The sequence below is a fragment of the Providencia alcalifaciens genome, assembly GCF_915403165.1.
Classification (GTDB): domain Bacteria; phylum Pseudomonadota; class Gammaproteobacteria; order Enterobacterales; family Enterobacteriaceae; genus Providencia; species Providencia alcalifaciens_C.
The window spans coordinates 797,591-813,036 of sequence record NZ_OU659204.1; the positions used below are offsets into that span (position 1 = coordinate 797,591).

General features: G+C 43.0%; 14 protein-coding genes. 2 read left to right on the forward strand and 12 right to left on the reverse strand.

Going from position 1 to position 15,446, the window contains the following annotated elements:
• Positions 1-64 precede the first annotated feature (64 nt).
• From dxs to xseB, 3 genes are all read right to left on the reverse strand, one after another.
• The gene (dxs, locus tag LDO73_RS03465) at positions 65-1,930 is read right to left on the reverse strand and encodes a 1-deoxy-D-xylulose-5-phosphate synthase (protein ID WP_224060205.1); all 1,866 of its coding nucleotides are present in this window, start codon (positions 1,928-1,930) and stop codon (positions 65-67) included.
• A 174-nt stretch (positions 1,931-2,104) separates the two neighbouring features.
• Entirely contained in the window at positions 2,105-3,022 is a 918-nt protein-coding gene (ispA, locus tag LDO73_RS03470; RefSeq protein WP_224060206.1) for a (2E,6E)-farnesyl diphosphate synthase, read from the reverse strand.
• Between the two features lie 3 nt (positions 3,023-3,025).
• Positions 3,026-3,277, reverse strand: coding sequence for an exodeoxyribonuclease VII small subunit (xseB, locus tag LDO73_RS03475; RefSeq protein ID WP_224060207.1), 252 nt, complete (start codon positions 3,275-3,277; stop codon positions 3,026-3,028).
• A gap of 223 nt (positions 3,278-3,500) precedes the next feature.
• Between xseB and thiI the strand changes: the two genes are divergently transcribed.
• On the forward strand, positions 3,501-4,952 hold the full coding sequence (gene thiI, locus LDO73_RS03480; protein ID WP_224060208.1) for a tRNA uracil 4-sulfurtransferase ThiI: 1,452 nt from the start codon (positions 3,501-3,503) through the stop codon (positions 4,950-4,952).
• Between the two features lie 54 nt (positions 4,953-5,006).
• Here the strand turns inward: thiI and yajL are convergent, their stop codons facing one another.
• Together yajL and panE are read right to left on the reverse strand one after the other, a co-directional pair.
• Positions 5,007-5,600 carry a protein deglycase YajL gene (yajL, locus tag LDO73_RS03485; protein ID WP_224060209.1) on the reverse strand — a complete coding sequence of 198 codons (594 nt, stop codon included), beginning with the start codon at positions 5,598-5,600 and terminating at the stop codon, positions 5,007-5,009.
• A complete protein-coding gene (panE, locus tag LDO73_RS03490; RefSeq protein ID WP_224060210.1) occupies positions 5,563-6,474 on the reverse strand; it encodes a 2-dehydropantoate 2-reductase in 912 nt (303 codons plus the stop codon). Before panE ends, yajL begins: the two co-directional genes overlap by 38 nt.
• 173 nt (positions 6,475-6,647) lie before the next feature.
• Here panE and LDO73_RS03495 point away from each other — a divergent pair, with 173 nt between their 5' ends.
• Positions 6,648-7,139, forward strand: a complete 492-nt coding sequence (locus LDO73_RS03495; RefSeq protein ID WP_224060211.1) for a YajQ family cyclic di-GMP-binding protein — start codon at positions 6,648-6,650, stop codon at positions 7,137-7,139.
• Between the two features lie 76 nt (positions 7,140-7,215).
• On the opposite strand, the gene LDO73_RS03500 is transcribed toward LDO73_RS03495, so the two are convergent.
• The 7 genes from LDO73_RS03500 to LDO73_RS03530 all read right to left on the reverse strand — a co-directional run bounded on the left by LDO73_RS03500 (position 7,216) and on the right by LDO73_RS03530 (position 15,320).
• Positions 7,216-8,577, reverse strand: a complete 1,362-nt coding sequence (locus LDO73_RS03500) for an MFS transporter (protein WP_224060212.1) — start codon at positions 8,575-8,577, stop codon at positions 7,216-7,218.
• A gap of 717 nt (positions 8,578-9,294) precedes the next feature.
• Positions 9,295-10,182 carry a heme o synthase gene (gene cyoE, locus LDO73_RS03505; protein WP_224060213.1) on the reverse strand — a complete coding sequence of 296 codons (888 nt, stop codon included), beginning with the start codon at positions 10,180-10,182 and terminating at the stop codon, positions 9,295-9,297.
• A gap of 12 nt (positions 10,183-10,194) precedes the next feature.
• A complete protein-coding gene (locus tag LDO73_RS03510; protein WP_224060214.1) occupies positions 10,195-10,527 on the reverse strand; it encodes a cytochrome o ubiquinol oxidase subunit IV in 333 nt (110 codons plus the stop codon).
• Positions 10,528-11,142 carry a cytochrome o ubiquinol oxidase subunit III gene (locus LDO73_RS03515; protein ID WP_224060215.1) on the reverse strand — a complete coding sequence of 205 codons (615 nt, stop codon included), beginning with the start codon at positions 11,140-11,142 and terminating at the stop codon, positions 10,528-10,530.
• A complete protein-coding gene (gene cyoB, locus LDO73_RS03520; protein ID WP_224060216.1) occupies positions 11,132-13,123 on the reverse strand; it encodes a cytochrome o ubiquinol oxidase subunit I in 1,992 nt (663 codons plus the stop codon). Before cyoB ends, LDO73_RS03515 begins: the two co-directional genes overlap by 11 nt.
• A gap of 4 nt (positions 13,124-13,127) precedes the next feature.
• On the reverse strand, positions 13,128-14,120 hold the full coding sequence (gene cyoA, locus LDO73_RS03525) for a cytochrome o ubiquinol oxidase subunit II (RefSeq protein ID WP_224060217.1): 993 nt from the start codon (positions 14,118-14,120) through the stop codon (positions 13,128-13,130).
• 426 nt (positions 14,121-14,546) lie between these two features.
• A complete protein-coding gene (locus LDO73_RS03530) occupies positions 14,547-15,320 on the reverse strand; it encodes an outer membrane protein OmpK (RefSeq protein WP_224060218.1) in 774 nt (257 codons plus the stop codon).
• Positions 15,321-15,446: the final 126 nt, after the last annotated feature.

Sequence of the window (15,446 nt, forward strand, 5' to 3'; positions counted from 1 at the left end):
TGTGATGAATTTATATGTAAAAAAAGACCGCTTAAGCGGTCTTTTTCATATCTTAAATAGTGAGTTATTTTTGCTGGTAATTAGTGATTGATTTCACAATGCCAGCCGCATCCAAACCAAGGTCAGTTAATAACTCATCTTGGGTACCTTGAGGAATAAAGAAATCCGGTAGGCCCAAGTTCAGAACAGGGAGAATTTTCTTCTCGCTCATCAGGAATTCATTCACACCACTGCCTGCACCACCCATAATCGCATTTTCTTCTAACGTCACGATCAGGTCATGGGTATTAGCCATTTCTAAGATCAGCGCTTTATCTAATGGTTTCACAAAACGCATATCCACGACAGTGGCATTGATTTGTTCTGCGGCTTCTAAAGCGTTGCTCAGTAATGTACCAAAGCTGAGGATCGCTACTTTTTCACCTTGGCGGCGGACAATCCCTTTACCAATTTCAAGAGGTGCTAGTGGCATTAACTCAGCCCCTGTACCTGCGCCACGAGGGTAGCGAACCGCAGTAGGACCTTCTTGATAATGGTAGCCAGTGTGCAGCATTTGTCGGCATTCATTTTCATCACTTGGAGTCATGATCACCATCGTTGGGATGCAACGCAAGAATGAAATATCAAATGATCCTTGGTGGGTTTGACCATCTGCACCGACGATACCCGCACGGTCAATAGCAAACATCACTGGGAGTTTCTGGATAGCGACATCGTGGATCACTTGGTCGTAACCACGTTGTAAGAAAGTAGAGTAAATTGCCACGATTGGGTTATAACCCCCAATGGCAAGCCCTGCTGCGAAGGTGACAGCATGTTGCTCGGCAATCGCGACATCAAAATATTGGTCAGGGTACTCTTTCGAAAAACGAACCATACCAGAGCCTTCACGCATCGCCGGGGTGACGGCCATCAGTTTATCGTCGCCTTTAGCCTCTTCACATAACCAATCTCCAAAAATTTTCGAGAACGTCGGTCTGGTATCTTTGCTTTTTGGTAACGTAAAAGTAGCGGGGTCAAACTTAGGTACGGCGTGCCAGCTAATTGGGTCTTTCTCTGCTGGCTCATAGCCGCGACCTTTTTTGGTCATAATGTGCAGGAATTGAGGGCCTTTTAACTCGCGCATATTTTTTAACGTTTGGATAAGCGCAATCACATCGTGCCCGTCAACAGGACCAATGTAGTTAAAGCCTAGCTCTTCAAACATGGTGCCAGGCACAACCATACCTTTGATGTGTTCTTCCGTTTTCTTGAGTAACTCTTTGATTGGCGGAATGTTCGAGAAAACTTTCTTTCCACCTTCACGCAGAGTGGTATACAGCTTGCCGGAAAGTAAATGGGCTAAATGGTTGTTCAGTGCGCCAACGTTTTCTGAAATCGACATTTCATTATCGTTGAGGATCACCAGCATATCGGGCGCAGCGTCCCCTGCATGGTTCATGGCTTCGAAAGCCATGCCCGCCGTAATAGCGCCATCACCGATAACACAAACTGTTTTGCGATTTTTATCTTCTTTTTCTGCGGCGATAGCCATACCTAAACCGGCACTAATGGAGGTTGAGGAATGACCAACACTGAGAATGTCGTACTCGCTTTCGGCACGCCATGGGAATGGATGTAACCCATTTTTTTGACGAATGGTGTCGATTCTGTCACGGCGTCCAGTCAAAATTTTGTGTGGGTACGCTTGGTGACCGACGTCCCAAACAAGATTATCAAACGGGGTTTTATAGACATAGTGCAGAGCAACCGTTAATTCAATAGCGCCCAATCCAGATGCAAAGTGACCGCTCGAGCGACTGACGCTATTTAGTAGAAATTGTCTCAGTTCATCACAAAGCTTTGGCAAGCTTTCTTTTGGCAGAAGGCGCAGTTCATCAGGCGTCTCTGCCAGTGCCAGCGTTGGATATTTCGCGGTATCTATACTCATTAGGTGCTCACTACTTAAATTAATTAGGGCGATGCCTGTTAACGTCGAGCGGTTGCTGACCGTGATTTTTTTGCGTTGGTCATATTTTATAAGTCGTCACAACGGCTCTAAGTTACTCAGGTAATCAATGTTATAATTATCGGTCTTATCTATACCAAAAGGCAAAGCATATTGTCAGCTTTTGCGCTCAATAACAAAATTGGCTAACGCTCTCAACAGCTCCGTATTGTAACCTTGGGATTGCAATGATTCTAAAGCTGCAATCGCATCTTGATAGAGCTCTTTGGCTTTTTGTTGGGCAGCTTCAAGGCCTAACAGTGATGGATAAGTGCTTTTTTCATGTTGTTCATCAGCACCTTGGCGTTTGCCCGTTACTGCGCTGTCTCCGATGACGTCTAGAATATCGTCTTGAACTTGAAAGGCAAGCCCAATAGATTCAGCGTATTTATCTAAACTTGCTAATGCTTGGTGACCTTTATTACCTGCAGCATAGGCACCGAGACGAATAGCGGCTCGAATTAACGCCCCAGTTTTATGCTGGTGGATACGCTCGAGTGAAATCAGATCAACGCACTTGCCCTCAGCATCAAGATCTAACGCTTGTCCACCACACATACCTGCTAAACCGCTGGCATAAGCCAGTTCTGCAATCATGGCAATGCGGTCTTTATCAGACACATCAGGCATAGGGGCGCTGGAGAGTAATTGAAATGCGAATGTTTGTAAGGCATCTCCGGCGAGTACGGCATTACCTTCACCAAACTTTATGTGGCAAGTTGGCTGCCCGCGGCGCAGATCGTCGTCGTCCATGGCAGGTAAATCATCATGGATCAGCGAATAAGCGTGAATGCATTCTACAGCGGCAGCTGGCGCATCTAAGTTATCAAGGCTAACGCCCAGCATTTTACCGACGGCATACGTTAAGAAAGGACGTAAGCGCTTACCCCCGAGTAAAGTGCCGTATTTCATAGCTTGCGCTAATGGCAAATCAGCAAAAGGGAGCGAGTCTAATGAGGTCAATAAATATTGATTAACTCTATCGTGAGCTTGGCGTTGCTGGCGCACAAAGGTGTCTGGGTGTTGTTCGGACATAATTTATTCTGTATCAGGTGAGAAATTGTCGAGGGCTTTATTTTCGTCATCGCTCAGCAAAATTTGTACACGCTGTTCTGCTTGCTGGAGAACTTTTTGACCTTGCTTAGCAATTTGGACGCCTCGCTCAAATTCGTTTAAGGCATCTTCCAAAGGTAGCTCTCCAGATTCTAGGCGAGCGACAATTTGCTCAAGCTCTTGAAGGGAGTTTTCAAAACTAACAGAGGGAACTTGCTGAGATTTTTCTTTAGCCATAGTCGTTAATCACTAATGTTAAATCACTTAAAAGTGGGAGGAACTTTAATTATTGTGCAGACTAACTTAGTCTCGCAATGGTTACAATTTATTATTGGTGTTTTTAGATTCAGTACGCAAGATAGTGCTATAATGCGCCTCTTTATTGACAACTGGTAAAGTGCACGAGAGTCACTTTTTCGCAACGTCCGTTTGCCCCACTAACCAAGAACATGCCACGACTATGAAGTTTATTATTAAGTTATTCCCAGAAATTACAATCAAAAGCCAAACCGTTAGACTCCGTTTTATTAAAATTCTAACCAGTAATATCCGCAATGTATTGAAGAGTCTTGGCGAAGAGATCTCGGTTGTCCGTAATTGGGATAACATTGAAGTGCGTGTTAAAGGGGAATCAAAGCACGACGAAGTTTGTGACATGCTGAGCCGCATTCCTGGCATTCACCACATTTTAGAAGTGGAAGAGAAGCCTTTCACCAGTTTACACCATATTTTTGAAATGACACTGGAAGCCTATGGGGCATCGGTGGAGAACAAAACGTTTTGTGTGCGTGTGAAGCGCCGTGGTAAACACGAATTCTCATCCATTGATGCAGAGCGTTATATCGGCGGCGGCTTGAATCAGCATATCGCCTCCGCAAAAGTGAAACTGAAAGATCCAGATACCACCGTACATTTGGAAATTGAAGATGACAAGTTGATCCTCGTGAAAGCTCGCATCGAAGGGATCGGCGGTTTCCCGATTGGTACACAAGAAGATGTGCTGTCGTTAATCTCTGGTGGGTTTGACTCTGGCGTGTCTAGCTACATGTTAATGCGCCGTGGTTGCCGTGTGCATTACTGCTTCTTTAATCTTGGTGGCGCAGCCCATGAAATTGGTGTGAAGCAAGTTGCTCACTATTTATGGAACCGTTTTGGTCGCTCTCATAAAGTGCGTTTTATTGCCGTCGACTTTGAACCTGTTGTGGCTGAAATTTTAGAGAAAATCGATGATGGCCAAATGGGCGTCGTATTAAAACGTATGATGGTACGTGCGGCCTCTAAAGTGGCTGAGCGTTATGGTGTCCAAGCTATCGTGACTGGTGAAGCGCTCGGTCAGGTTTCTAGCCAAACATTAACTAACTTGCGTTTAATCGATAATGCTTCTGACACGTTAGTTTTACGTCCGCTGATCTCTCATGATAAAGAGCACATTATCAAGTTGGCTCGTCAAATTGGTACGGAAGATTTCGCAAAAACTATCCCAGAATATTGCGGTGTAATTTCGAAAAGCCCAACCGTGAAAGCGGTAAAAGCGCGTATTGAAGCGGAAGAAGAGAATTTTGATTTTGGTATCTTAGAATCTGTTGTTGAGCAGGCGAAAAACATTGATATTCGCCAGATTGCGCAGGAAAGTCTTGAGAAAGTACCTGAAGTTGAGATGGTCAGCCAACTCTCGACAGACGATGAAGTTATCGTCGATATTCGCTCAATTGATGAATTTGAAGACAAGCCATTGAAGGTCGAAGGAATTGAAATTAAACACATTCCATTCTATAAATTGAGCACGCAATTTGGTGATTTACCCAAAGAGAAAACATACCTGCTGTATTGTGACCGTGGCGTGATGAGCCGTCTGCAAGCCCTATACTTGAAAGAGCAAGGCTTTGAGAATATTAAGGTTTATCGCCCATAAGTTGTCAGGTGATGTTGAATGAAAAAGCGAGCTGATTAGCTCGCTTTTTTGTTTTTAGTCTTCCAGATAATCATTAATGCCCGGTGGTAAAACTAGCTGTGAGGCGACATTGGCGGCTATTTTTCGTCCCTGCAATAATTCAATCAATTTCAGAGCAAAGTCAAAGGCTGTTGCAGGGCCTTGGCTAGTCAGTAAATTCACTCGCTCATCAAAGTAGACGCGCTTATCGACCCATTTATGGGCGGGAATTTTGTCCTGCATGCTTGGAAAACCAGTCATATTTCCGAGTGGGAATAGCTGGTGGTGTTCCAATACTAATGCTGGTGCGGCACAAATTGCAGCCACAATTTTACCGTCTAGGTGCATGCGTCTGACTTTTTCAACCACTAATGGACTATCACGAAAAGCTTCTGCGCCAGCAAGTCCACCTGGTAAAATGATGGCGTCAAAAGGTTCATCTGCAACCTGGATGATTGGCACGTCTGCAATCAGCTTAATACCGCGGGATGCTGTTATTTCTAACGTTCCGTCTTCCGTCACACTGGCTAATGTCACCTGAATTCCTGCACGAACCAGTAAATCGGCGGTTGTGACAGTTTCGATTTCTTCACTACCATTGGCGATGCATATCAGCACGGAGGTTTTCATAACGTTGTTCTCTATTTTTAATTAAGTGGTACAAACGGTCATTCTCAGGAGTGGATAAGCCATGAGCTCGCGCTTTTATGATTAAGAATCCAGTAATATAGTCAATTTCGGTGCGCCGATGGTGTCGAATATCTTGTAGCATGGATGAATAATTGTCGGAAGTATTATGAATGATGCTATAGATATATTCAGTCAGCTCTGCTTTGTCAGTGTGAACTCCTTCCATCTCCATGACTTGGCAACATTCATCAATCAGTTCTGTGATCTGCTCAGGGTAGTGGATTAATTCTCCATTAGCACAATTATATTCAGTCGTGAGGGGGTTAATTACACAGTTAGCAACTAATTTTCGCCAACTCGTATTGAGAATTTGATTATGCCAAGCCACATCGGGTAGCGCTTCATGCAAAATATTTGCGATAGGATAATAGGCTTCTGCTTGTGAATTTACCGCACCAATGTGGGTGACTCCGTTGGCGGAATGAAAAACTTGATTATTATCTTGCCATGCCGCATGAGTTGTGACCCCGCTCAAAAATGGATGGCGCAATGTACCTAATTCTTCCAACGTGCCTAATCCGTTATGCAGTAAGAGAATTGGACTAGTTTCAGGAATAATGGGCAACAGGGGCAATAAGGCATCTGAAACTTGCCATGCTTTCAAACAGACGATCACTAATTCACTTGTGTGTAGATGCTGATGATTATTGCAAGGAATTAATTCACGGAAAATTTTATCGTCGGGTCCATTAACATCAACGAATAAGTCGGATTGAGCAACTCGCAACCATCCTTGAACATCGTGTCCTTGCGAAGTGAGAGAGGCTAGCCAAAGTTTACCAATAGCGCCACAGCCAATCAGGGTTATTTTCATCAGTTTTCCCTACTATTCTAGCGTCGTTGAGTTTATGACTTAACACCATCATAGCGATTTTAAAGCAACATCGAAATGATGCGTTATATTATACCAGTGAGTCAATCTGACAACATGGAGTGTCATGGGCAAATAAGCTATTATAAGCCGATTGATTATAGGAGAGCCTTAAAATGCCATCATTTGATATTGTATCTGAAGTTGAAATGAGCGAAGTACGAAACGCGGTAGAAAATGCTCAGCGCGAACTGACCACCCGTTGGGATTTTAAAAATATCACTGCAAGCTTTGAACTGAATGATAAAAATGAGTCTATTAAAATGACCAGTGAGTCAGATTTCCAAGTTTTGCAATTAGTGGATATTTTAAGAGAGAAAATGGCGAAACGGGGAATTGATGGCGCAGTGCTGAATGTCCCCGAAGAGATTGTACATAGTGGTAAAACGTACAGCGTGGAAGTGACTTTAAAACAAGGCATTGAAGCGAGTATGGCGAAGAAAGTTGTTAAACTGATTAAAGACAGCAAGTTGAAGGTACAGGCACAAATTCAAGGTGAACAAGTGCGTGTAACAGGTAAGGCGCGAGATGATTTACAAGCTGTTATGGCATTAGTCCGTGGCGGCAATTTAGGCCAACCATTCCAGTTCAATAACTTCCGCGACTAATTGATAAGTGTGTTTTAGTTATTGAAAATAGCCTGCTAATTGCGGGCTATTTGTTATTTATAAGATTTACGTGTGATTAAGCGTGAACAATGGCTTCAAGCTCTGCTCGGTTAACCACTTTTTTATCAATCTTGATATAAATACTCATCTCTTCAGCAACCACAACTACATCAAGTACACCGTTCATGGCTTTTAATTGTTCTTGAAGTTTGGTGATATTTTTAAAGCGATGTGGGAGAACCATGCGAATACTACTGACGTAAGGCGGTTGTTTCATGGTTAAGCTGATAACAAACCAGATAACACAAAGTAGTAATCCGCCGATAAATACGGTGCTGGCCCCTTCAAATTTATACAACCAGCCTCCCAGAATTCCGCCTAATGCTACCCCTAGAAATTGGCTGGTGGAGTAGACACCCATAGCCGTTCCTTTGTATCCGGCAGGGGCTTCTTTACTGATCAGGGACGGTAAAATGGCTTCCATCACGTTAAATGCAATAAAGAACAGTTGGATCCCTAAGAAGATAATCCAAAGCTGTTGACCTGATTGCCATAAAACAATTTCCGCAGCCGCTAAGAGCAAAATACAGAACAGGAAAACCTGCTTCATTTTGCGTTGTTTTTCCGCGTAAATAATAAAAGGAAGTACGCAAACAAAGGCGGCTAACATGGTGACTAAATACGCTTTCCAGTGATCTTTTGCCAAGTAACCTGCATCGGTCATGATCAAGGGTAGGGCGACAAAGCTGGACATTAGCAGAGTATGCAGGCTTAAAATCCCGACATTCAGTTTGAGAAGTTGGGGATTAAGTAAAACGGCTTTTAAATTGCTTTTAACAAAAGCAGATTCACGGTTTACAACATGGTGAGTGTTATTGGGTACCACAAAGAGGGTAATGAAAATAGCGCCAACGGCTAATAAGGTGATCCCCCAGAATAAACCGCTTAAACCAACGGCATGGGTCACAATAGGTCCTAAAACTAAGGCAATAGCAAATGTTACGCCAAAGCTAATACCCAAAAATGCCATCGCTTTTGTACGATTTTGTTCGCGAGTCAAATCCGATAATAAAGCCATAACGGCAGCAGAGATAGCACCAGCGCCCTGTAAAGCTCGACCAATAATAATGCCCCAAATAGAATCGCTTAATGCGGCAATGGAGCTGCCCACAATAAAAATCAGTAACCCAAAAATAATCAGTGGTTTACGACCAATGCGATCAGACATTAAACCAAAAGGGATTTGAAAAACAGCTTGGCTAAGCCCATAAATACCAATTGCCAAACCAATCAAAAACTCGTTAGCGCCCTGTAAGTGCATTCCATAACTGGTGAGGATTGGGAGCACCATAAACATGCCGAGCATGCGAAGGGAGAATACGGACCCTAGTCCCCAAGTGGCACGGAGTTCTATAGCTGTCATTTTATTATCGTTCATAAATACTCTTCATATTTCGGGTTGTAGCTGTGTTGGCAGCGCTCACCAACTCAGGTCACATACTAGTGTATGCTCCCAGAGATTAGTATCACTTGCCGCCTTGCTACAACACGAACTATTTTGAGTATTCGAATCTTCATATTCCGGGTTGTAGCTGTGTTGGCAGCGCTCACCAACTCAGGTCACATACTAGTGTATGCTCCCAGAGATTAGTATCACTTGCCGCCTTGCTACAACACGAACTATTTTGAGTATTCGAATCTTCATATTCCGGGTTGTAGCTGTGTTGGCAGCGCTCACTAACTCAGGTCACATACTTATGTATGCTCCTTGGGATTAGTTTCACTTGCCGCCAATACTCTTCATATTTCGAGCTGTAGCGGTGTTGGCTACGTTCACTAACCCTAGTCACGTAGTTATCTACGTTCCTAGGGATTAGCTTCACTTGCCGCCTAGCTACAACTCGAACTATTTTGAGTATTAAATTTCAATGAGCTTAAATTATTCTTCTTATTTCGGGTTGTAGCGGTGCTGGTGTTAATTCAATTTAAAATCAATAAGTTAAGTGGTTTTTCTATATGGCAATACTGGCTTATTGATAGCAGGCGGCTATTTAACCATAAAAATCATCACAAAAATATTCGCAGACAAAGAAAAACGGCGGGAAGTTTGCACTCCCCGCCGTTTGAACGCATTTATTGTCAATAATGCAATAAATTATCGGACTAACGCTATAACAGTATCGCTTGTAACGGTTGGGTCAACTGACATCATCACACTCAGCGAGGTAATCGCCACAATGGAAAAGATGAACAGTTTGCGCGCCCAAACTCGGTCGTCATTTTCGGTTTTGAAACCAGAAATTGCCATACCAAGCCACCATAAGCTAACCGCAGCGCCGACAATCAGATATTTATAGCCTGCGTATCCGCTAATCGCTAACATTAATGTTGCGACCATAAATGCAAGGATATACAAGAAGATATGAGTCTTAGCGACAGATATACCCTTGATCACCGGTAACACTGGAATGTTTGCGGCTTTATAATCCTTAAAGCGGAAAATTGCTATGGCATATGAGTGCGGCATCTGCCACAAGCTGAAGATTAACAGCAGGATTAAGGCTCCAGCGTCAAATTCATTTGTGACAGCGCAGTAGCCAATAACTGGTGGCGCTGCGCCAGATAGGCTGCCAATCAACGTGCCATATACTGACTTACGCTTCATGTACAGGCTATATAAGCCCACATAAACAATGAAGCCAATAAGTGCAAGGAGCATTGCCAGTGCATTGGCAGCTACGAGTAGCAGTACCATACCAGCAACACCCAATGCAGTTGCGTAAATCAGGCTAACTTTCGGGTCAATCAGCCCTTTAACTAAAGGGCGATTCTTGGTTCTTTCCATGATACGGTCAATATCACGGTCGATGTAGTTGTTAAAAACACAACCAGAGGCAACGACCAATGATACACCCAGCAAAGTCGCAATAAACAGCGGGTAATCAATCGACCCTTTTGAGGCCAGTAGAAAACCGCCGATCACAGAAATCAGATTTCCGAAAATAATTCCTGGTTTGGTCACTTGCAGGTATTGCTTAAACATATCGGCAACTCTTTAGTCGAGCATCATATTGATGTTCAGGTTGTACATAATCCACAGAGAGCCAATAACAACGATACCGACGATTAGCATAGTGAACAAGAATGCTACGAGGTTCCAGCGCTCATCTGATGATGTATTCATGTGTAAGAAACAGACTAAGTGTACAAGGATTTGTACTACAGCCATTCCAACAACAGTTGCTAGAATAACACCTTGTGAAGCCGTTCCATTCATCACCATCCAGAAAGGAATTACCGTCAGGATAACTGACAGAATAAAACCAATCATGTATGTTTTAACGCTACCGTGGCTTGCTCCAGTATGAGCATCTTTTGCATGACTCATTTAAATTGCCCCCAGCAGATAAACAACGGTAAATACACAGATCCAAACCACATCTAAGAAGTGCCAGAATAAGCTCAGGCAGCTCAGACGTGTTTTGTTCACCTCAGTTAGACCACGGCGAGAAATTTGGATCATCATGATAATAATCCAAACTAAACCAGCAGTTACGTGCAGACCGTGTGTTGCAACTAAAGCAAAGAAACCAGATAAAAAGCCACTGCGATCAGGACCGAAACCTTCAGCGATGAGTTCATGGAACTCATAAACTTCCATGGTTACGAAGCCTAGACCTAATAGGAAAGTCGCAAACAACCATAGGTTGACTGATGCAATTTTACCTTTATACATGGCAATCATTGCGAAACCGTAGGTAATACTACTGACTAACAGTAGGAAAGTTTCGCCTAATACGAACTTAAGACTGAAGATATCTTTACCTGCAGGGCCGCCAGCAGTTCCATCAGCAAGAACAACATAGGTCGCAAATAAACAAGCGAACAGAATTAAGTCGCTCATGATATACAGCCAGAAACCAAAGACTTTAGTCCCGCCTGCATCATGGTGCCCATGCTCTGCATGGGCTGTATTATGGTTAGTCATTGTATTAGTTGACATCGTTCACACCTGCCTTACGCAATTCTTCAAAGTGCTTATTCTCGATTTGCTCGATTTCAGCCACAGGTACGTAGTAATCAACATCTTCGTCGAAGCTTTTTGCAATCCAAGTTACGATCATTCCACCGAAACCAACAATTGCGAGCCACCAGATGTGCCAGATCATTGCGAAACCAAGAATCAAGCTAAATCCAGCGATAATCACGCCAGCGCCTGTATTTTTTGGCATATGAATTTCTTCATATGAGGCTGGTTTCTTATGAGCGATACCTTTCTCTTTCATATCCCACCAAGCATCACGAGTTTGAACTGGTGGTTCAATCGCGAAGTTGTAGAATGGCGCTGGAGAAGAAGTTGACCACTCAAGAGTACGTCCACCCCATGGGTCACCGGTTAAATCACGGTTTTCATGACGGTCGCGGATACTGACGATAATTTGGATAACTTGGCAAGCAATACCCAGTGCAATCAGACCAGCACCGAATGCAGCTGCCACTAACATTCCGTGGTAAGCAGGGTCGATATTCTGGCTCAAACGACGGGTCATACCCATAAAGCCTAGGATATATAACGGCATGAATGCTAAGAAGAAACCGGTAATCCAGAACCAGAAGGCGCGGACACCCCATTTCTCATTCAGCGTGAAGCCGTAAGCTTTAGGGAACCAGTAGGTCATACCTGCGAAGCATCCGAATACCACACCACCGATAATAACGTTATGGAAGTGAGCAATCAGGAACAAGCTGTTATGCAGAACGAAGTTAGCACCAGGAACCGCTAATAGAACACCTGTCATACCACCAACAGAGAACGTGATGATAAAGCCGATAGTCCATAACATTGGTGATTTAAGTTCGATACGACCTTGGTACATAGTGAACAGCCAGTTGAAAATCTTAACCCCTGTAGGGATAGAGATAATCATGGTGGCGATACCAAAGAAGGCGTTGACGTTTGCACCAGAACCCATGGTGAAGAAGTGGTGTAACCAAACAACGAATGACATCACGGTAATCACGATGGTCGCCCATACCAAAGAGGTATAACCGAACAGACGTTTTTTGGAGAATGTCGCAGCAACTTCTGAGAAAACACCAAACACGGGAAGAATCAGGATATAAACTTCTGGATGACCCCAAGCCCAAATTAGGTTGATGTACATCATCATGTTGCCACCCATATCATTTGTGAAGAAATGGGTACCTAAATAACGGTCTAAAGTCAGCAGGGTGAGTGTTACAGTCAAGATTGGGAATGCAGCAACAATCAGAACGTTGGTACAAAGCGCAGTCCAGCTAAACACAGGCATTTTCATCATCGACATACCCGGTGCACGCATACGGATAATAGTCGCAATAAAGTTAACACCGGTTAAGAGTGTCCCGATACCGGATATCTGGAGACTCCAAAGCCAGTAATCGACCCCAACCCCAGGGTTGTACTCCAAACCTGACAGTGGTGGATATGCTAACCAACCAGTTTGTGCGAATTCACCTACCCCTAATGAGATGTTGATTAATACAACACCCACTACGAAGAACCAGAAGCTCAAAGAGTTAAGGAATGGGAATGCAACGTCACGGGCACCAATTTGCAGAGGAACAACTAAGTTCATCAGACCAACAACAAATGGAGTCGCCATGAAGAAAATCATGATAACGCCGTGTGCTGTAAAGATTTGATCATAGTGGTGAGGGTTTAAGAAACCTTCTTGACCCGCGGAAGCCAGCACTTGCTGACCACGCATCATGATTGCATCAGCAAAGCCACGGAACAGCATGACAATTGCGACGATGATGTACATGACACCAATTTTTTTGTGGTCAACAGACGTTAACCACTCTTTCCACAACCATTTCCATTTACCGAAGTATGAAATCAAACCGACTAAGCCAAGCCCACCAAGGACAATGGCAATCAGTGTGACAACGATAATCGGTTCATGAAGTGGAACTGCGTCCAGTGTTAATTTTCCAAACATGCCCTTATTCCTCAGCGCCTGCTTGAGCGTTATGGCTCATATGCATTGAATGACCTGTAGATTCTTGCGCCTGAGCAGTTGTGCTCATATGCATAGAATGATTTGCTTCATTATTAGCATCTACAGGAGCGTGACCTTTATGGTGCTCATGACCAAACTTCATAATGATGTCTTCATAAAGTTTAGGTTTCACGCTAGAGAAGTAGGTAACAGGAACGTTAGTGCTAGGTTTAGCAACTTCGTCAAATGCCTGCATCGTGTCCATAGTTTTTGGCGATGCTTTTACTTTCTGTACCCATTCATCGAAGCCTTGACGATCCGCTGTAGCAATAGCGTTAAACTTCATATCTGAGAAGCCGTGGCCACTATAGCTTGCTGAGAAGCCTTTATAGGTACCTGGTTCGTTAGCGATTAAGTGAAGTTTTGTCTGCATACCCGCCATCGCGTAGATCTGTCCACCTAAAGATGGGATGAAGAATGAGTTCATCACAGAATCAGACGTGATTTTGAAGTTTACAGGAACACCTACAGGGAATGCGATTTCGTTGACTGTGGCGATGCCTTGATCTGGATAGATAAAGATCCATTTCCAGTCAGCTGAAATAACTTGAATGGTAACAGGTTCCTGATCACTAACTAATGGCTGATACGGGTCCAGCTCATGAGTCGTCTTCCAAGTGATAGCACCCAGAATAATGATAATAATGATAGGAACTGTCCAGCAGACTAACTCAATTTTGTTAGAGTGAGCCCAGTTAGGACGGTAGGTAGCTGACTTATTGGACTCACGATATTTTACAGCGAAGATAAACGCCATAAAAATAACAGGAATCACAACAAGGAGCATCAAGCCGATTGCAATAAGAATCAGCTCTTTTTGTTTTACGCCAACGGCGCCTTTCGGATCCATCAACACCATATCACAACCGCCTAATAATAAGGCTGCTGCAACTAGTGAGATTGCTCCAATGCTTTTTTTGTAGTTCATAAGTCTCATCCACGACCCCAAATGACAAGAATCTAATTGTCGTTTCATCAGTGCGGGCATTTTACGGTAAGGTTGTGCGAGTGTAAATGATTGTAAGGTAAAGAAACGGAAATGTTAGCTTTTTATGTTAATATGATCACATGTAAAGCTTTTGCTTCTAAAAGGTTAAAATTGCTGCTGATTATAGGTATGTTTTGATAAAACAGTATGAATACTAAATTATCTTGGTCATTTTTCAAAGAAAAATATATACAAAATTGACAAAAAAATATGGAAACTGCTTGGATTGTTAAGAAATTAAGTAGGGGAAATTACTGATTATATTGCCGATAAAGTGAAATTGATGACTTTACCGGCAAAATAATAAAGAAAAATTGTTATATTTTTGAAACTAAAGGAAATATGTTAAAAAAATAAACAATATTTCCTTAGTCACTAGAAGTTATACTTTAATGTATAAATGATCGCATCTTGGTAGAAGTCATCACCTAATTTATTGTCAGCATAACGATATTGAACACCAGCAGCTAAATGTGGCGTCGCGTTCCACCAGAAAGCTAATGCGCCGTTCACGCCATCACGACCACCGTTACCATAACGTTCATGACGTGCAAATTCCATTTCATGCCAGTTAGTGATCATGAAATCTTCTTGGAACATTTTGAAGTTGTAACCCGCAACCCAACCAACCACATAGCCGTTATTACCGGAATAATAGGTTTGGTCAACATAGTGCAATGCAACGAAAGGTTTGAACCACAGATCACCAATCGAGGTGTTATAGCCGATACCATACAGTGTGTTGACTTCGTGGAAGTTGCCGCCATGTTTGTCACCCGGTAAAGACCAAGTACCATAAACGTGGCCGTATAAGTTGAATCCAGTATCTGCGATATAGACGCGAGCTGTTGTTTTCAGCGTATAACGCTGGTTTTTGCCCGGATCTTCATGCTGTTTATTCAATGGATTTTCAACATCAAAGAAACCATACAGCTCACCCCATTTGAAATTAGCGCCACCTTCTAATTCGAAGTAAGCAAAATCTTCCTTATGGGTTGTATTTTTAGATTTATTTTCTGTATGACGGGACCAGTCGAGATAGTTCACGTTGATATCTGCGAAACCATTCTGATACCCAAGAAAATTTTCAGCATTTGCGGTTCCTGCCAATGATGCTAGAGCAGCAGCACAGAGTAGTGTTTTTTTCATAAGACATTATTTTCGTTTATGTATTAATAAAAATTAGTTGCTACGCAAATTTTTAGCTTGTCAACTAACCATCCTCAAACATGTGAGATATTAAGCTTTCAATTTGTAATTAAAAAATATCTTTCA

Coding starts and splice junctions, on each gene's coding strand:
- ispA (WP_224060206.1), bottom strand. CDS start 3,022: ATGTCCGAACAACACCCAGACACCTTTGTGCGCCAGCAACGCCAAGCT.
- xseB (WP_224060207.1), bottom strand. CDS start 3,277: ATGGCTAAAGAAAAATCTCAGCAAGTTCCCTCTGTTAGTTTTGAAAAC.
- LDO73_RS03510 (WP_224060214.1), bottom strand. CDS start 10,527: ATGAGTCATGCAAAAGATGCTCATACTGGAGCAAGCCACGGTAGCGTT.
- dxs (WP_224060205.1), bottom strand. CDS start 1,930: ATGAGTATAGATACCGCGAAATATCCAACGCTGGCACTGGCAGAGACG.
- cyoA (WP_224060217.1), bottom strand. CDS start 14,120: ATGAGACTTATGAACTACAAAAAAAGCATTGGAGCAATCTCACTAGTT.
- LDO73_RS03530 (WP_224060218.1), bottom strand. CDS start 15,320: ATGAAAAAAACACTACTCTGTGCTGCTGCTCTAGCATCATTGGCAGGA.
- thiI (WP_224060208.1), top strand. CDS start 3,501: ATGAAGTTTATTATTAAGTTATTCCCAGAAATTACAATCAAAAGCCAA.
- cyoE (WP_224060213.1), bottom strand. CDS start 10,182: ATGTTTAAGCAATACCTGCAAGTGACCAAACCAGGAATTATTTTCGGA.
- LDO73_RS03515 (WP_224060215.1), bottom strand. CDS start 11,142: ATGTCAACTAATACAATGACTAACCATAATACAGCCCATGCAGAGCAT.
- panE (WP_224060210.1), bottom strand. CDS start 6,474: ATGAAAATAACCCTGATTGGCTGTGGCGCTATTGGTAAACTTTGGCTA.
- yajL (WP_224060209.1), bottom strand. CDS start 5,600: ATGAAAACCTCCGTGCTGATATGCATCGCCAATGGTAGTGAAGAAATC.
- cyoB (WP_224060216.1), bottom strand. CDS start 13,123: ATGTTTGGAAAATTAACACTGGACGCAGTTCCACTTCATGAACCGATT.
- LDO73_RS03500 (WP_224060212.1), bottom strand. CDS start 8,577: ATGAACGATAATAAAATGACAGCTATAGAACTCCGTGCCACTTGGGGA.
- LDO73_RS03495 (WP_224060211.1), top strand. CDS start 6,648: ATGCCATCATTTGATATTGTATCTGAAGTTGAAATGAGCGAAGTACGA.